The organism is Actinacidiphila rubida, assembly GCF_900110255.1.
GTDB classification, from domain to species: domain Bacteria; phylum Actinomycetota; class Actinomycetes; order Streptomycetales; family Streptomycetaceae; genus Actinacidiphila; species Actinacidiphila rubida.
Window position 1 is genome coordinate 35,450 of the sequence record NZ_FODD01000049.1, and the last position, 15,172, is coordinate 50,621.

The 15,172-nt window shown below is 74.4% G+C and carries 13 protein-coding genes; 8 read left to right on the forward strand and 5 right to left on the reverse strand.

The genetic code is table 11. The features are described 5' to 3' along the window. Positions 1-196 precede the first annotated feature (196 nt). The 3 genes from BMW99_RS33690 (at position 197) to BMW99_RS33700 (ending at position 4,475) form a co-directional block, all read left to right on the forward strand. Entirely contained in the window at positions 197-2,995 is a 2,799-nt protein-coding gene (locus tag BMW99_RS33690) for a glycoside hydrolase family 3 C-terminal domain-containing protein (RefSeq protein WP_218159325.1), read from the forward strand. A gap of 200 nt (positions 2,996-3,195) precedes the next feature. Then, entirely contained in the window at positions 3,196-3,600 is a 405-nt protein-coding gene (locus tag BMW99_RS33695) for a MerR family transcriptional regulator (RefSeq protein ID WP_069464692.1), read from the forward strand. After that, positions 3,597-4,475 carry a TIGR03619 family F420-dependent LLM class oxidoreductase gene (locus tag BMW99_RS33700; protein WP_069464693.1) on the forward strand — a complete coding sequence of 293 codons (879 nt, stop codon included), beginning with the start codon at positions 3,597-3,599 and terminating at the stop codon, positions 4,473-4,475. Before BMW99_RS33695 ends, BMW99_RS33700 begins: the two co-directional genes overlap by 4 nt. A gap of 52 nt (positions 4,476-4,527) precedes the next feature. On the opposite strand, the gene BMW99_RS33705 is transcribed toward BMW99_RS33700, so the two are convergent. Then, on the reverse strand, positions 4,528-5,169 hold the full coding sequence (locus BMW99_RS33705; protein ID WP_079138604.1) for a TetR/AcrR family transcriptional regulator: 642 nt from the start codon (positions 5,167-5,169) through the stop codon (positions 4,528-4,530). A 125-nt stretch (positions 5,170-5,294) separates the two neighbouring features. Here BMW99_RS33705 and BMW99_RS33710 point away from each other — a divergent pair, with 125 nt between their 5' ends. After that, entirely contained in the window at positions 5,295-6,044 is a 750-nt protein-coding gene (locus BMW99_RS33710; RefSeq protein WP_069464704.1) for an SDR family oxidoreductase, read from the forward strand. Positions 6,045-6,148: 104 nt separating this feature from the next. Here BMW99_RS33710 and BMW99_RS33715 read toward each other — a convergent pair whose 3' ends face one another. Beyond that, complete coding sequence (locus tag BMW99_RS33715) at positions 6,149-6,670, reverse strand: hypothetical protein (RefSeq protein WP_107451621.1); 522 nt, start codon at positions 6,668-6,670, stop codon at positions 6,149-6,151. 290 nt (positions 6,671-6,960) lie between these two features. Here BMW99_RS33715 and BMW99_RS33720 point away from each other — a divergent pair, with 290 nt between their 5' ends. Together BMW99_RS33720 and BMW99_RS33725 are read left to right on the forward strand one after the other, a co-directional pair. Continuing rightward, entirely contained in the window at positions 6,961-8,385 is a 1,425-nt protein-coding gene (locus BMW99_RS33720; RefSeq protein ID WP_069464694.1) for a lipase maturation factor family protein, read from the forward strand. 57 nt (positions 8,386-8,442) lie between these two features. Then, a complete protein-coding gene (locus tag BMW99_RS33725) occupies positions 8,443-9,108 on the forward strand; it encodes a hypothetical protein (protein WP_069464695.1) in 666 nt (221 codons plus the stop codon). A 93-nt stretch (positions 9,109-9,201) separates the two neighbouring features. Here BMW99_RS33725 and BMW99_RS33730 read toward each other — a convergent pair whose 3' ends face one another. Beyond that, positions 9,202-9,675 (reverse strand): carboxymuconolactone decarboxylase family protein, encoded by a 474-nt coding sequence (locus BMW99_RS33730; RefSeq protein WP_075018132.1) that lies wholly within the window; start codon positions 9,673-9,675, stop codon positions 9,202-9,204. 194 nt (positions 9,676-9,869) lie between these two features. Here BMW99_RS33730 and BMW99_RS33735 point away from each other — a divergent pair, with 194 nt between their 5' ends. Then, a complete protein-coding gene (locus BMW99_RS33735; RefSeq protein ID WP_079176276.1) occupies positions 9,870-10,676 on the forward strand; it encodes an N-acetylmuramoyl-L-alanine amidase in 807 nt (268 codons plus the stop codon). Positions 10,677-10,678: 2 nt separating this feature from the next. Here the strand turns inward: BMW99_RS33735 and BMW99_RS33740 are convergent, their stop codons facing one another. Next, positions 10,679-11,086: a winged helix-turn-helix transcriptional regulator gene (locus BMW99_RS33740; protein ID WP_075018134.1), complete on the reverse strand. Its 408-nt coding sequence runs from the start codon at positions 11,084-11,086 to the stop codon at positions 10,679-10,681. Between the two features lie 103 nt (positions 11,087-11,189). Between BMW99_RS33740 and BMW99_RS33745 the strand changes: the two genes are divergently transcribed. Next, a complete protein-coding gene (locus BMW99_RS33745) occupies positions 11,190-12,047 on the forward strand; it encodes an NmrA family NAD(P)-binding protein (RefSeq protein ID WP_069467475.1) in 858 nt (285 codons plus the stop codon). Positions 12,048-12,141: 94 nt separating this feature from the next. Here BMW99_RS33745 and BMW99_RS33750 read toward each other — a convergent pair. Then, a partial coding sequence (locus BMW99_RS33750) for a S8 family serine peptidase (RefSeq protein WP_075018135.1) occupies positions 12,142-15,172 on the reverse strand: 3,031 nt, incomplete at its 5' end.

Below are 15,172 nucleotides of genomic sequence, written 5' to 3' on the forward strand. Positions count from 1 at the left end.
GAGGCACCGGCAACTTCCCTGCAGGAGCTGGGGGTTCAGCGGGCTGACCCGGTCGTCCGTCCCGCTGTCTTGACGCCGCCGAGACGTCAGGTCTTGAATCCACGGTGGGCCGAGCCCAGTCTCCACCGCGCGTCCGGCACCGCAGTCGCGATCGCGAGCCGGAAACCCCCCACCCCGGCAGATGCTTGGAGGCATCGTGCTCTCGATCCGCGTGCCCTTACGACGCCGCACCGCGACCCTGGCCGCTCTGGTCCTCGTCGCGGGCGGCTCGGGGCTGTTCGCCGCCGGCGGCTCCCCCGCCGCCGCCGCCACCCCCGCCGCCTGTCCCTGGGTGCACTCGACCGCCCCCGTCCCGACGCGGGTCGGGCAGGTGCTGGCGAAGATGACGACCGCGCAGAAGGTCCAGCTGGCCACCGGCTCCGGCGGTTCCAGTTACGTGGGCTTCACCCCCGCGATCGGCTCGCTGTGCATCCCCGCGATGAACCTGGAGGACGGCCCGGCCGGTGTCGCCGACGGCATGGGCGGCGTGACGCAGCTGCCCGCGCCGGTCGCCCTGGCCTCCACCTGGGACACCGCCGCCGAGCAGCAGTACGGCGCCCTCATCGGCTCGGAGGAGGGTGCGAAGGGCACCACCGTCGACCTGGGCCCGACCATCAACATCGACCGCGACCCGCGCTGGGGCCGCGCCTTCGAGTCCGTCGGCGAGGACCCCTACCTCAACGGGAGGATGGGCGCGGCGGACATCCGCGGCGTCCAGTCCACCGGTGTGATGGCGCAGGTCAAGCACCTGGCCGTGTACAACCAGGAGACCAACCGCAACACCCCGTCGGACAACGCGGTGGTCAGCGGCAAGGCGCTGCAGGAGATCTACCTGCCGGCGTTCCAGGACTCCGTGCAGCAGGGCGCCGCCTCGTCAATGATGTGCTCCTACAGCACGATCAACGGCACGTACGCGTGCCAGAACCCGACGATCATGAACAGCGCCCTGCGGCAGCAGTTCGGCTTCCAGGGCTTCGTCACGTCCGACTGGGGCGCGACGCACTCCACCGCGCCGTCGGCGAACGCGGGCCTCGACCAGGACATGCCCGGCAACGACGGCTACTACGGCAGCGCGCTGACCAGCGCGGTCAACTCCGGCCAGGTCAGCCAGGCGACGCTGAACGCGATGACGTCGCGGGTCCTCACCGAGATGTTCGCGTTCGGCGAGTTCGACCAGGCGCCGACCGGGTCGCCGGCCCAGCCGGCCACCTCCGCGGCGCACCAGTCCACCGCGACCAAGCTGGCGGCCGAGGGCACGGTGCTGCTGAAGAACGGCGGCGGTGTGCTGCCGTTCTCCTCCGCGGCCGGCTCGATCGCGGTGATCGGCGCGGACGCGTCCACCAGCGTGCAGAGCGCGGGCGGCGGCAGTGCGGCGGTGAACTCCAGCGGCACGGTCACGCCGCTCCAGGGCATCCAGGCGCGGGCCGGCAGCGGTGTGAGCGTCACCTACAACGACGGTTCCGACAGCGGCTCCGCGGCGAGCGCGGCCGCCGCCGCGAAGGTCGCGGTGGTCTTCGTCAGCGACTTCGAGTCCGAGGGCGGCGACCTGGGCGGCATCGACCTGTCGAGCGCGCAGAACAACCTGGTCTCGGCGGTCGCGGCGGCCAACCCCAACACCGTGGTGGTGCTCAACACCGGCTCCGCGGTGACCATGCCGTGGCTCGGCTCGGTCAAGGGCGTGCTGGAGGCCTGGTACCCGGGGCAGGGCGACGGCACCGCGATCGCCTCGCTGCTGTTCGGCGACACCGACCCGTCGGGCCACCTGCCCGTGACGTTCCCGGCGTCGCTGTCCCAGGTCCCCGCGCACACGGCGCAGCAGTGGCCCGGCTCCGGCGGGACCGTGCAGTACAGCGAGGGCGTGGACGTGGGCTACCGCTACTACGACGCCAACCACCTCACGCCGCTGTTCCCGTTCGGGCACGGACTGTCGTACACCACGTTCGGGTTCAGCGACCTGCGCGTGTCGGCGCTGCCGGCCGGCGGCGCGGCGACCGTGACCGCGACCGTCACCAACACCGGATCGCGGGCGGGCGCGGACGTGGCGCAGCTGTACGTGACGCAGCCCGCCGCCTCCGGCGAACCGCCGCGCCAGCTCCAGGGCTTCGCGCGCGTCGACCTGCAGCCCGGTGCCAGCACCACGGTGAGCTTCCCGCTGACCCAGCGCGGCCTGTCGTACTACGACGCGTCCACGAGTGCCTGGGCGACGAGCACCGGGGCGTACACGGTCTCGGTGGGCGACTCGGACGCGAACCTGCCGCTGACCGGGACGCTGAACGTGACCGCGGCCCAGCTCGGGCATCCGGTGACGGTCACCGGCCCCGGCGCGCAGGAGGGCCTGGCGGGCACCGCGGTGTCGGTGCAGGTCGCCGCCCACGACACCACCGCCGGTCAGTCCCCGTCGTTCACGGCCGCCGGCCTGCCCCCGGGCACGTCGATCGCGGCGGGCGGCCTGATCAGCGGCACCCCGACGCAGCCGGGCACCTACACGGTGGACGTGACCGCGCGCGACGCGGCCGGGGCGCAGGACACCGCCACGTTCCTGTGGACGGTGGTGCCCGCCACGGCGGTGCCCGCGCTGCCGCTGGTCGGCTACCAGGGCCTCTGCCTGGACCTCTCCGCGGACAACAACACCGACAGCACCAAGGTCGAGGTGTACACCTGCAACGGCACCAACGGACAGGAGTGGGCGGAGATGTCCGACGGCACCGTCCGGGCGGCCGGCAAGTGCCTCGACGTGCAGTCCGCGGGCACGGCCAACGGCACCCCGGTGCAGCTGTACACCTGCAACGGCACCGGCGCGCAGGTCTGGCAGCGGCAGGCGAACGGCTCGCTGCGCAACCCCAACTCGGGCCGCTGCCTGGACGACACGGGCTGGTCGACGACGCCGGGCACCCAGGTGCAGATCTGGGACTGCACCGGCGGAGCCAACCAGGTCTGGAACCCGCAGGCGTCCTGACATCCGGTCAGGCCGGCGCTCGGGCCGTGCGCACCGTCCCCGGGGACGGTGGGCACGGCCCGACGCGTTCAGGGGCGGCGGGCACGGGTCGGCGCCGTCCGGGGGCGGGCCGCGCTCCGGCCCCGTGCCGGACCGGGCGGCTTGACCTTGACGCCGGTGTCAGGGCTTAGCGTGGCCACTCCACGGACCTGGAGGGGCGGATGCGGATCGGGGAGTTCGCGGTGCGCGCGGGGGTGAGCCCGCGCGCCCTGCGCTACTACGAGCAGCAGGGACTGCTGGCCGCCCGGCGGGAGGCCAACGGCTACCGCGCGTACGAGGAGTCGGACCTGCGCCTGGTCGCGGAGATCCGCGACCTGCTGGCGGCGGGTTTCACGCTGGAGGACACCCGGCCGTTCGTGGCCTGCCTGCGCGCGGGGCACGACAGCGGCGCCGTGTGCCCGGACTCGGTGACCGTGGCCCGGCGCCGGCTCGCCGAGATCGACGGCGAGATCCGCACCCTGCTGACCCGGCGCGCCGAGATCAGCGCCCAGCTCGCACGAGCCTGCGGCGGCTGCGCCCCCGGCCCGGCCGGGCGCCGGCCGTTCGACGAAGGGATCACCCGGTGAAGTTCGCCGTCAGCTACAGCACGCCCTTCTACGGCGTCGACCCGGACCGGCTGACCGGCTACGCCCGGCACGCCGAGGAGTGCGGCTTCGAGGCCCTGTACCTGCCGGAGCACGTCGCGCTCCACCCGGGCGCGAGGGTGGGGGCGATGGAACTCGATCCGTCGCTGCCGTTCGCCGACCCCCTCGGCTGTCTGGCGTTCGTCGCCGCGCGGACGGAGCGGATCCTGCTCGGTACCGGCGTCCTGCTGCTGCCGTACCATCACCCCGTCATCCTGGCCAAGCACCTGGCGACCCTGGACGTGCTCTCCGCAGGCCGGATGCGGCTGCTGACGGTGGGGGTCGGCGCGCTGCCGGGCGAGGCGAGCGCGATGGGCGTCGACTTCGCCTCGCGCGGCCGCCGTGCCGACGAGGCCATCGAGGTGCTGCGCCTACTGTGGGGCGGCGGCCCTGAAGGCGTCGGCTACGACGGGGAGTTCTTCTCCTTCTCGGACGTGTGCAGCTTCCCCAAGCCGCTCGCGGCCGGCGGCCTGCCGCTGCACGTCGGCGGTTCGAGCCGGGCGGCCGCCCGCCGCGCGGGCCGGCACGGCGACGGCTACTTCCCGGGCGGCGCACTGGCGCCGGAGGAGCGTGCGGCCCAGTGGGACACCGTGAGGGCCGGGGCCCGCGCTGCCGGACGCGACCCCGAGGCGCTGGAGTACACGCGTTGGGGTTCGATCGACATGCCGGCGGAGCGGGTCGCCGCGTTCGCCGCGCAGGGCGTCACGCGCGTCGTGGTGGCGGCCACCACGGCGGAGCCGGCGGAGCAGCGTGCCGAACTGGCGTCGTTCGCGCGGCGGTTCGGGCTGCGCGACGGCGTCGGCACCTTGGCGGGGTAGTCCGCCGGGGACACGGTGACACGCGGTCCTCGTGCGTCGTGCCGAGGGTGCGCTACGGGGTGATCCCGGCGAACAGGTTGGCGACGAGCCGGTCGGCGAACTCCGCCGACAGTGGTTCCGCCGGCATCAGCAGGCGGTGGTAGCAGGCCCCCCACAGCTGGTCGACGAGCGTCTCCAGGTCGACGTCGCGCCGGATCTGCCCCGCCTGCCGGGCCACGGCCAGCCGCTCGACGGCGAGCCGCCGGCGCGGGCGCACGTACTGCTCGGCGAGGGCGGCGGCCAGTTCGGGGTCGCTCTGCGCCGCGCCGATGACCTCGGCGACGGTGGCGCCGCTCCGCTCCAGCAGCGCGACGAACGCGTGCAGCTGAGCGGTGAGGTCGGCCCTGACGTCGCCCGTGTCCGGGAAGGCGAGGGTCTCCTCCAGCTCGCCGAAGTACGCCTCGAAGGCCAGGCTGCCGGGCGAGGGCCACCACTTGTAGAGGGTCATCTTGCTGACGCCCGCGCGGGCGGCGACCTTTTCGAAGGTCACCGCCCTGATGCCCTCGGCGAACAGCAGCTCCGCCGCGGCCGCCAGCGTCGCCCGGCGCACGTCCTCGGCCCGGCGGCGTCCGCGCCCCGGCTTGAGCGCGGGGGCGACGGGGGTGTCGGTGCTGTCGGAGAGGTCGGTGCTGTCGGAGAGATCGGTCGGCTTCATCTGGCGGCTCCGTATGTGTACGACGCGTCCACTGTAGCCCTCGGCCCAAGCATATGGACGACTCGTCCACAACGATGTTAGTGTATGAGTCGTCCACATCATCGAAGGAGCAGGCCATGAGCACCATGCAGCGCACCGAGGACGGCTCCGCGCGGGTCGCCGTCGTCATCGGCGGTTCCGGCGGGATCGGCAGCGCCGTCGCGAGGCGGCTGGCGGCGCAGGGGATGGCGGTGGCGGTCCACTACGCGGGCCGCGCCGAGCAGGCCGAGAAGGTCGTCGACGGGATCACCGCGGCCGGCGGCACGGCCGTGGCGCTGCCCGGCGACGTCGCCGAGCCGGACCGGATGACCGCCCTGTTCGACGCGGTCGAGCAGCGCTTCGGCGGCGTGGACGTGGTGGTGAACACCGCCGGGATCATGCTGCTGTCCCCGCTGGCGGAGATGAGCCTGGACGACTTCGACCGGATGCACCGGGTGAACGTCCGCGGGACCTTCGTGGTGTCCCAGCTCGCCGCGCGCCGCCTGCGGGCCGGCGGGGCGCTGGTGAACTTCTCCACCTCCGTCACCCGGCTCCAGACGCCCGGCTACGCCGCGTACGCCGCGACCAAGGGCGCCGTCGAGTCGATGACCCTGATCCTGGCCCGCGAGCTGCGCGGGCGCGACGTCACCGTCAACGTCGTCGCTCCCGGCCCCACCGCGACCCCGCTGTTCCTCGACGGCAAGAGCGAGGAGCTGATCGGACGGCTCGCCTCCGCCGCGCCGCTGGAGCGGCTGGGCACACCCGAGGACATCGCCGAGTCCGTCGCCTTCCTGGCCGGTCCCGGCGGTCGCTGGGTCAACGGCCAGGTGCTGTACGCCAACGGCGGCATCGCCTGAGCGGCGGCGCGGTCCTCGGCGGCGCCGGCGGCCCCGGCGGGGCGGTGGCCCCGGCGGTCCGTCGCTCCCGGCGCCCGTCACCGCACCCGCCTGCCGCCCCCACGTCAGTGGCTGGCCGCGTTCACCGCGATGATGAGCAGGCCGATGAGCACGTCCACGCCACCGACCCGGGTGGCCGCGCCCCAGCCCTGCCCGGCCACCCGGGCGGCGGCCAGGCCCCAGGCGAAGAGGGCCACGGTGTTGACGATCAGCACCACCTCGACCCCGCCGTTCTCCCCCCACCACCCGGCTGAGGCGCCGAGCAGCGCGAAGAGCGTCGGCACGGCGGCGGCGACCAGCGGCCACTCGGTCACGACGGAGCGCGCCGTCATCCCGGTGACCGTCCCGCTGGTCGCGGTCCAGTGGGCGATCGCGTGCGCGTAACCGTGGGCGGCGGCCGCCGTCATGGCTGCCACCAGGATCCACAGCGCGTCGTACGCGGGGTCGGGCTGGCCGTGGTCGTGGTCGAGCGCGGACGCCAGTGAGCTGGCGAGCACGGTGCCGTAGACGCCGCCGAACAGCAGGCGCTGGAAACGCGCGGTGCGCAGGGCGGTCCTCGATGACGCGGCGGCGGGGCTGTCCGGCACGGTGGCGCCTGCTTTCTTGTCTGCGCGGACCCGGGAGCCCGCGGCCGCACGGACACCGTGACGGGGGTACGACGCGTTCGGGCTCGTGATCAAGGGTGCCCTGCGGGCGGGTCGGTGGCCCGCCTTGGCGGCCCCGGCGCGGCCGTGTCCCCCACCGGGGCCGCGGCCCGGCGGGGTTTGCCGGGCCCGGCCGGAGGGCAGGCGTGTCACGCACACGGCGGAGCCGTCCGCGCCCGCGGACAGGGCGCCGAGGTCCGCCGGGGCGTGCCGTCCTCGTGGAGGAGAGCCTCGTGGGCTGGTTCTCGGACTCCGGCTACTGGCTGGGGCGGCTGCTGTTCCAGCGGGGGCTCGCCGCGCTGTACCTGGTGGCGTTCCTGGTCGCCGTCGCACAGTTCCGCCCGCTGCTGGGCGAGCGCGGTCTGCTGCCGATTCCGCGGCTGCTGGCCCGTACCCGCTTCCGCGAGGCGCCGACCGTGTTCCACGCCCACTACTCGGACCGGTTCTTCGCCGCGGTCGCGTGGGCCGGCGCGCTGCTGTCGGCCTCCCTGGCGGCGGGCGTCGGCGACCGGGTGCCGCTGGGCGCGGGAATGGCCCTGTGGGCGGTGGTGTGGGCGCTCTACCTGTCGATCGTCAACGTGGGCCAGGTCTGGTACGGGTTCGGCTGGGAGACCCTGCTGCTGGAGGCGGGCTTCCTGGCGGTGTTCCTCGGCAACGCGCGGACCGCGCCGCCCGTCCTGGTGCTGTGGCTGCTGCGCTGGCTGCTGTTCCGGGTGGAGTTCGGCGCCGGGCTGATCAAGCTGCGGGGCGACCGCTGCTGGCGCGATCTGACGTGCCTGTACTACCACCACGAGACGCAGCCGATGCCCGGCCCGCTCAGCTGGTTCTTCCACCACCTGCCGCGGCCGCTGCACCGGGCGGAGGCGGCGGCGAACTACGTGGCGCAGCTCGTCGCACCGGTGCTGCTGTTCACGCCCCAGCCGGTGTCGGGCGCGGCCGCCGCCTTCATGGTGGTCACCCAGTTGTGGCTGGTGGCGTCCGGCAACTTCGCCTGGCTGAACTGGGTGACGATCGTGCTGGCGCTGCCCGTGGCCGCGGGCCCGGCCGCCACCCGCCTGTTCGGCGTGACCGCACCCCATCAGGCGCCCGCCCCCGCGTGGTTCGAGGCGCTGGTGCTCGCCGCCACGGCGCTGGTCGTGGCGCTCAGCTACCGGCCCGCGCGGAACCTGCTGTCGCGCCGCCAGCTGATGAACGCCTCCTTCGAGCCGCTGCACCTGGTGAACACCTACGGCGCTTTCGGCAGTGTCGGCCGGATCCGGCACGAGGTGGTCGTGGAGGGCACCACGGACGCCGTCATCTCCGGGTCGTCACGGTGGGAGGAGTACGCCTTCAAGGGCAAGCCCGGGGACGTGCGCCGGATGCCGCGCCAGTTCGCCCCCTACCACCTGCGCCTGGACTGGCTGATGTGGTTCGCCGCGCTGTCCCCCTCCTACGCCGCGGGGTGGCTTCCCGCGCTGATGGAGCGGCTGCTCGACAACGACCCGGCGGTCCTGCGCCTGTTGCGGGGCAACCCGTTCCCCGACGCGCCGCCGACCGCGGTCCGCGCCCGGCTCTACCGCTACCGGTACACGACCTGGCGCGAGCTGCGGTCGACCGGCGCGTGGTGGCACCGCACGCTCGTCGGCGACTACGTCCGTCCCGTGGTGCGGGCCGGCTGACGCCGGGACGGCACCGATGGTCCGCCCGCGCGCGGCGGCGCCGGGTACGCTCACCGCATGAACGGGGACGAGCGGATAGCGCGGGCGGAACTCCTTTACGAGCGGGGCGTGTTCGGCGGTGAGGCTGAAGCGCTGGACAGCGCCGACGGCCTCCTGGACGCGGTGGAGGCGGATCTGTGCCTGGCCCGCGGCCGGGTGGTGCACGCCCGCTTCCTCGAGTCCCGCGACCGGGGCCGGCCCGTCGAGGACGATCTGGAACTGGAGCTCTTCGAGCGCGCCGCCGGGCTGTTCCGCCGCCTCGGCGACATCCGCGGCGAGGGCGAGGCGGTGTTCTGGGCGGGCACCTACCACCAGGTCGTCCGCGACGACTCGGAGGCGGCGCTGCCGCTGTTCGGCCTGGCCCACGACCTGGCCGCGCGCAGCGGCGACCGTCTCACCCTGTCGTACGCGCTGCGGCACCTCGCGTTCGCCGACCACATGGAGGGGCGGCTCGAGGAGGCCCGGGAGCGCTTCGAGGAGTCGACACGGCTGCGCCGTGAGCTGGACTTCCTGCCCGGTGTCGCGGCGAACCTGATCGCCCTGGCCTACCTCGCCGGACAGCAGGAACGCCGCGAGCAGGCGGCCGGGCTGCTCGCGGAGGCGGAGGAACTGGCCGCGCGCACCGAGTCCCACGGCGTTCTGCGCTGGGCGGCGGAGTGCCGCAGGGAGCTGGACCTGGCCTGACCCGCCCGGCCGCTCGGCGGCCGGACCGCCGCACCGCCGGACCGGCCCCACGGCGGGTCCGGTCCGGCGGTCCGTCAGGCGGCGGTGGGGCCCTCAGGCGAACTGGCCCGGGCGGTAGTCGCCGGCCGGCTGCCGGGTGATGACGTTCATCCGGTTGTAGGTGTTGATGACGGCGATCAGCGACACCAGGGCGGTCAGCTGCTCGTCGTCGTAGTGCTTGGCCGCGTCGGCCCACGCCTCGTCGGTGACGCCCCGGGACGCGTCGGCGATCCGCGTGCCCTGCTCGGTCAGCTCCAGGGCGGCGCGCTCGGCGTCGGTGAAGACGCTCGCCTCGCGCCACACGGCGACCAGGTGGAGGCGCTGCGCGCTCTCCCCCGCGGCCACCGCGTCCTTGGTGTGCATGTCGGTGCAGAAGCCGCAGCCGTTGATCTGGCTGGCCCGGATCTTCACCAGTTCCTGCGTGGCGGCCGGCAGCGAGGAGTCGGAGACGACCTTCGCGGCCGAGTTGATGTACTTGCCGAACAGGGCTCCGGCCGCCGAACCGTAGTAGTTGAAGCGCGCGTCCATGGTGTTCTCCTTGCCGTGATGGTGTCCTCACCTCACTGACGGGCCGCCCGGAGGCGATGTGACGGCGGCGCCTGTGACCTGCGTCTCCTCCGGCCGGGCAGGACCCGTCCGGGGCCCGGGCGGCCCGCGCCGGTGTCACCCGGATGGCCGCCGTACGGGTGTGCGGCGGCCGGACCGCCCGCAGCCTTGAGCGCATGAGGCCGCACAGGGCCAGGCTGGCGGCGGGGGCGCTGTCACTGGCGTTCCTCGTGACCTGCTCGGCGCCGGAGCGCCATCCGCGGGCCACCCGCCAGTACCGCGCGGTGCTCCATCCGGCGGTGCTGCGACCCGTGATCGTCAGCCGGGCCGTCTGGCGCGCCGACGAGGGCGCCGTCCGGGAGAAGCCGGTCTACGACAGCGGAGTGCGGGCGGTGTTCATCCACCACACCGACAACCCCAACGACTACGACTGCAAGCGGGACGTGCCCGCCATGCTGCGGGCGATGGAGCAGGAGCACATCGCGCAGGGCTGGGACGACATCGGCTACAACTTCGTCGTCGACCGCTGCGGCGGCATCTACGAGGGCCGGGCGGGCGGTGTCGACCGGGCCGTGCAGGGCGCGCACACCGAGGGGTTCAACATCGGCACCGTCGGCATAGCGGCGCTCGGCCACTTCGACGCGGGCCAGCCGCTGCCGCAGCCGATGCTGCAGTCCATCGCCGAGATCGCGGCGTGGAAGCTGGCGCCCGACGTGGACGCCGCCGGCAAGGTGCGGCTGGTGTCGAGCAACGACCTGAGCCGCTTCAGGCGGGGCACCGCCGTGAAGGTCAACGCGATATCCGGGCACCGGGACGTGTTCCAGACCGACTGCCCGGGCGCCGCGCTCTACGCCGCGCTGCCGTGGATCCGCCGCACCGCCGAGGAACTGCGCCGGTCAGCCACCTGGGCCGGCAACCGGCCGCCTCCGGTGCCCGTGCGCACTCCGCACCCCGCTCCCCCGGCCCCCGCTCCCCCGCGCTGAGGTCAGGCGTGCACCCGTCCGGCCTTCGCCCGGTCGTAGTCCTCGCGGGCCGCGAGCACCGAGGGGACGCGGTCCTCGGCCCAGCGCGCCAGGCCCCACACCTGGCGGGCCGCCTCCTCGCCGAGCGGGGTGAGGGTGTACTCGACGCGCGGCGGGATCACCGGATGCGCCTCGCGGTGCACGAAGCCGTCGCGCTCCAGGGTCTGGAGCGTCTGCGCGAGCATCTTCTCGCTGACGCCGCCGATGGCCCGGCGCAGTTCGCTGAACCGGCGCATGCCGTCGAGCAGCTCGGCCAGGACCAGCACGCCCCAGCGGCTCGTCACGTGCTCCAGCACCAGGCGGGAGGGGCAGTCCGCGGCGTTCACGTCCGCCGCCCGCCGCACGTCGCCGACCTCGTCACTCACGCTCATAGCAGTACCTTACTTCAAAGTGGGTACTTCCCCTGAGTTAGTACCCCACTTACGGTAGGTACCACACCCCCCGATGTCCAGCCCCTCTCTGGAGAGAACACCCATGAGCGTCGTCGTCACCGGTGCCACCGGCCACCTGGGCCGCCTCGTCATCGACGGTCTGCTGGCCGTGCTGCCCGCCGACCGGATCGTGGCCGCCGTCCGCGACAAGGAGAAGGCCGCCGACCTCGCCGCCCGCGGCGTGGAGCTGCGGCTCGCCGACTACGACCGGCCCGAGACGCTGGACGGCGTTTTCGGCAAGGGGGACGTGGTGCTGCTGATCTCCGCTCCGGAGGTCGGCCGCCGCCTGCCCCAGCACACGGCGGTCGTCGAGGCGGCGAAGGCCGCCGGTGCGGCGCGCCTGGTCTACACCGGCGTCCTCGGCGGGCCCGACGCCGACTTCGTGCTCGCCGACGAGCACAAGGCGACCGAGCAGATGATCCTCGACTCCGGCCTCCCCCACACCTTCCTGCGCAACGGCTGGTACCACGAGAACTACACCGCGCAGATCCCCGTCCAGTTGGAGCACGGCGTCGTGGGCAGCGCCGGCGACGGGCGCATCGGGGCCGCCTCGCGTGCCGACTACGCGGCCGCGGCGGTCGCCGTCCTCACCACGGACGGTCACGAGAACCGCGCCTACGAGTTGAGCGGCGACCACGCCTGGACGCTGGCCGAGTACGCGGCCGAGCTGTCCCGGCAGTCCGGCCGCGAGGTCGCCCACCAGGACGTCCCCGCCGAGGTGCTGCGGGACATCCTGACCGGTGCCGGCGTCCCCGCCCCGTTCGCCGACATCCTGGTCGACGTGGACGTCGCCGCCATCGGCCGCGGGCTCCTGGAGGGCGGCTCGGGCGACCTGTCCCGCCTCATCGGCCGGCCCACCACCTCGCTGGCCGACGCCATCGCGGCCGCGCTGGCCGCCTGACGCGGGGCGGCCGGCACAGCAGCACGACCGGGCCGGCCGGGCAGCGGTGAGAGCTGCCCGGCCGGCCCGTTCCGTCGTGCGGCCTCGCGGGCCGTCAGTAGGAGAACTGCTGGATCTGCGCGTCGTTCGGCCCGTAGGTCCATCCGGTGCGGGTGGCCGGGTCGAGCTGGACGGCGTCCTCGGCGCCGCCATGGCCGCCGATGGCGAAGCCGGCCAGCGTCTTGAGCACGGTGCCCGTGGTCAGGTCGACGACCGACAGCTGACCGGTGGCGTTGTTGTCGGGGATCCACAGCCCGGCACCGAAGTACGGAGTGCCGCCGGGCGCCGCGTAGGAGACGACGGCGATCTTGTGGACGCCGTCCACCGCGAGACCCGCGGGCTTGCCGACCCGCAGCGCCGTCGCGCCGCCGGCCGCCGTGCCCGCCGCCTCGTCGATCGGGCTGATCACCCCGGACGGGACGATGTTCACGCTGATCACGGTCGCCGACAGGTCGTACAGGGTGCCGGCGCCGTCGGAGCCCAGGCCGTGGCCGCACCCGGAGGCGGTGCCGTCGGCGGTGGTGGTGCGGGCCGCCAGGTCGACGCGGGCGACGGTGACGCCACCGAGGCAGTTGAACGGCCCCGCCGCCTTGCCCAGGAACACGGCGCCGCTGGAGCCGTCGAGCGCCATCAGGCCGTACGTGCCGGCGGGCACTCCGCCGGGGTCGGCCGGGATCGGATCGGCTGCCTTCCCCGCGGCCAGGTCCACGGGCAGCACCTCGTCGGCGTTCCCGTCGCCGTGCAGCAGCAGCGCGCCGCGGGCGTGGGCCGAGTCCACCCGGCCGGTGACGTAGGTCGCCCCGGACGGGAGGTCGCCAGCACCGACCAGCGTGTCGCTGGAGGTGTCCCACGTCTCGACCCGCGTGCCGCCGGACGCGGTGCGGTGGGCGAGCAGCACCCGGTCCGCGGTGGCGCCGACGACCTGGTACGCGGAGCCGTCGGCCGCGTCGGAGGTGATGACCGCGCCGTAGCGACCGGTCGCGGTCGCGTAGTGCCGGACCTCGCTGCCGCCGTCGGGGCGGGCGAGTGCGGCCACCGAGTGGTCGCCGGCCGCGGCGAAGCCCTCCACCGTGGCGCCACCGGGCGGCAGGCCGTCGTCGAAGACCAGCGTGGACAGCGGGGACGCCTGACCGGCGACCTTGCCGTTCCGGTCGAGGGCCAGCACCCGGACGCCGTAGCTGTCGGAGCCGGTCAGGCCCAGCGCCGCCGCGTCCAGCCGGACGTGCCCGGAGGTGCCGGGCAGGACCCGGTGCAGCACCGACGGGGTGTCCACGCCGTCGTTGTCGAGGGCGGTGCCGTTGGCGTTGGTGAAGGTGTTGAGCGAGCCGTGCAGCGTGGGCGCGGGCGCCGAGAACTCCACTTCGGCGCCGCGGGCCCCCTGGACCGCCCGCACGTCGTAGTCGAGAGTGAACTCCGGTGCGCCGCGGGTGACTTCGGCGGTGTGGCTGGTGGCGCCGCCGGCGCCCCGCAGCTGCGGTGCGTCCGGGCGGTCGCCGGCGGTGCCGCCCGCGACCCGGACGGGTGCGAACTCGCCGTAGGCGACGCGCAGCGGGTTGCCGCCGAAGCCGGACTGGGCGATGCCGATGCCGTAGAGGCCGCCGCCGTGGAACGCGCCGGCGGGGATGGTGACGGTGCCCTTCTCCGCGGTGAGCGGCTGGTGCCAGGCGGCGGTGAACAGCGGTGCCAGCGACGGGTTCCAGTGCCCGACGGTGGACAGCACGAGCTCCGGCTCGGACGTCCCGGCGACGCCCGTCAGGTCGTAGCCGACGGTGACGGACGCGCCGGCGGCGACCGTGGCGGGAGCGGTGGGCGCGGCCCCCTCGGCGTAGGTGCCGTCGCTCGGGCCGACGGCGAGGGTCCTGGCGGTGGCGGCGACGGTGCGGCCGCCGGCCAGGACGCGGTAGGTGACCGTGAGGGACCGGTCGGCGGTCGCGGTGACCGGCAGACCCGCCGCGGTGAGCAGCTGGGCCGGGGTCACACGGATCGCGGGGTTCGCGGAGCGGAACACCGTCGAGCCGACGGTGAGGCTGTACGAGGCGTCGGCGGGCGCGTTGGTGACGTCGCCGGCGAACGTGACCGGGCCGACCAGGCCCTCGCCGGTGCCGCCGGACGCGCGGTCGCCGAGGTCGATGCGGTTCTGGTCGGTGCCCTCGAGGAACGCGCCGCCCAGGTCGCCGATGGTGGTGCGGTGCGCGACGGACAGCCGGATCAGGGCCGGGGCGCCGCCCGCCCCGAGGGCCTTCTCGGCCGCGGCGGTGACGTCGATCTGCGGACCCACCTGCAGGTGCCGGTCGATCTGCGGAGGCGTGGGCACCGCGCGGCCGGTCTGCTCCAGCACCTGCCGCACCTGGCCGGGCGTCAGGTGGTGACCGCCGAGCCGTCCTGCCTGCAGCACGACCGCGGCCGCCGCGGCGATCTCCGGCGCCGAGGCGGACGTGCCGCCGTTGAGGGAGACGTTCACGTCGCTGGGGCTGCCGCCCGCGGCGTGGGAGAACGCGAGGATGTTGTCGCTCGGCGCCGACAGGTCGACCCGGCTGCCGAAGCCGGAGGAGAAGGAGCCGAAGCCGCTGATCCGCGTCTCCGCGGTCGTCGCCGGGCCGCGCGTGCCCGAGGCGAGGGTGTCGTCCAGCGTGGTGCCGCCGGCGGCTATCGCCCCGCTGTCGGGCACCTGGGACGGCGTGGTCGACTCGGCGTCGTCGTCGATCACCGTGGCGGCACGGGCGTTCGGCGCGAGGTCGGTCGGGGTGCTGCCGCCGTCGGGTCCGACGGCGGCGGGGGTGTAGAGGCGCGTGCCGTCGTTGGAGGAGATCGACACGACGATCCCCTCGCGCACGATCGCGGCGACGGTCGCCCGGATGACCGGGTCGTCCTCCAGGTACCGGCCGGGGAAGCCCTGCGCGTCGGTGCCGAAGCCGAGGCTCGCGGTGATCACGTCGGGGCGCGGCGACTGGTGGGCGGCGGCCAGCAGCGCGCCGGCGATCCGGTCGGTCGTCGGCTGCTCGGGCACCACCAGGCGGTAGTCGGCGCCGGGCGCGATGCCCAGCAGGTCGGTGTAGCCGCTGCCGGTCGCGTCGGGGCGCTGCCGG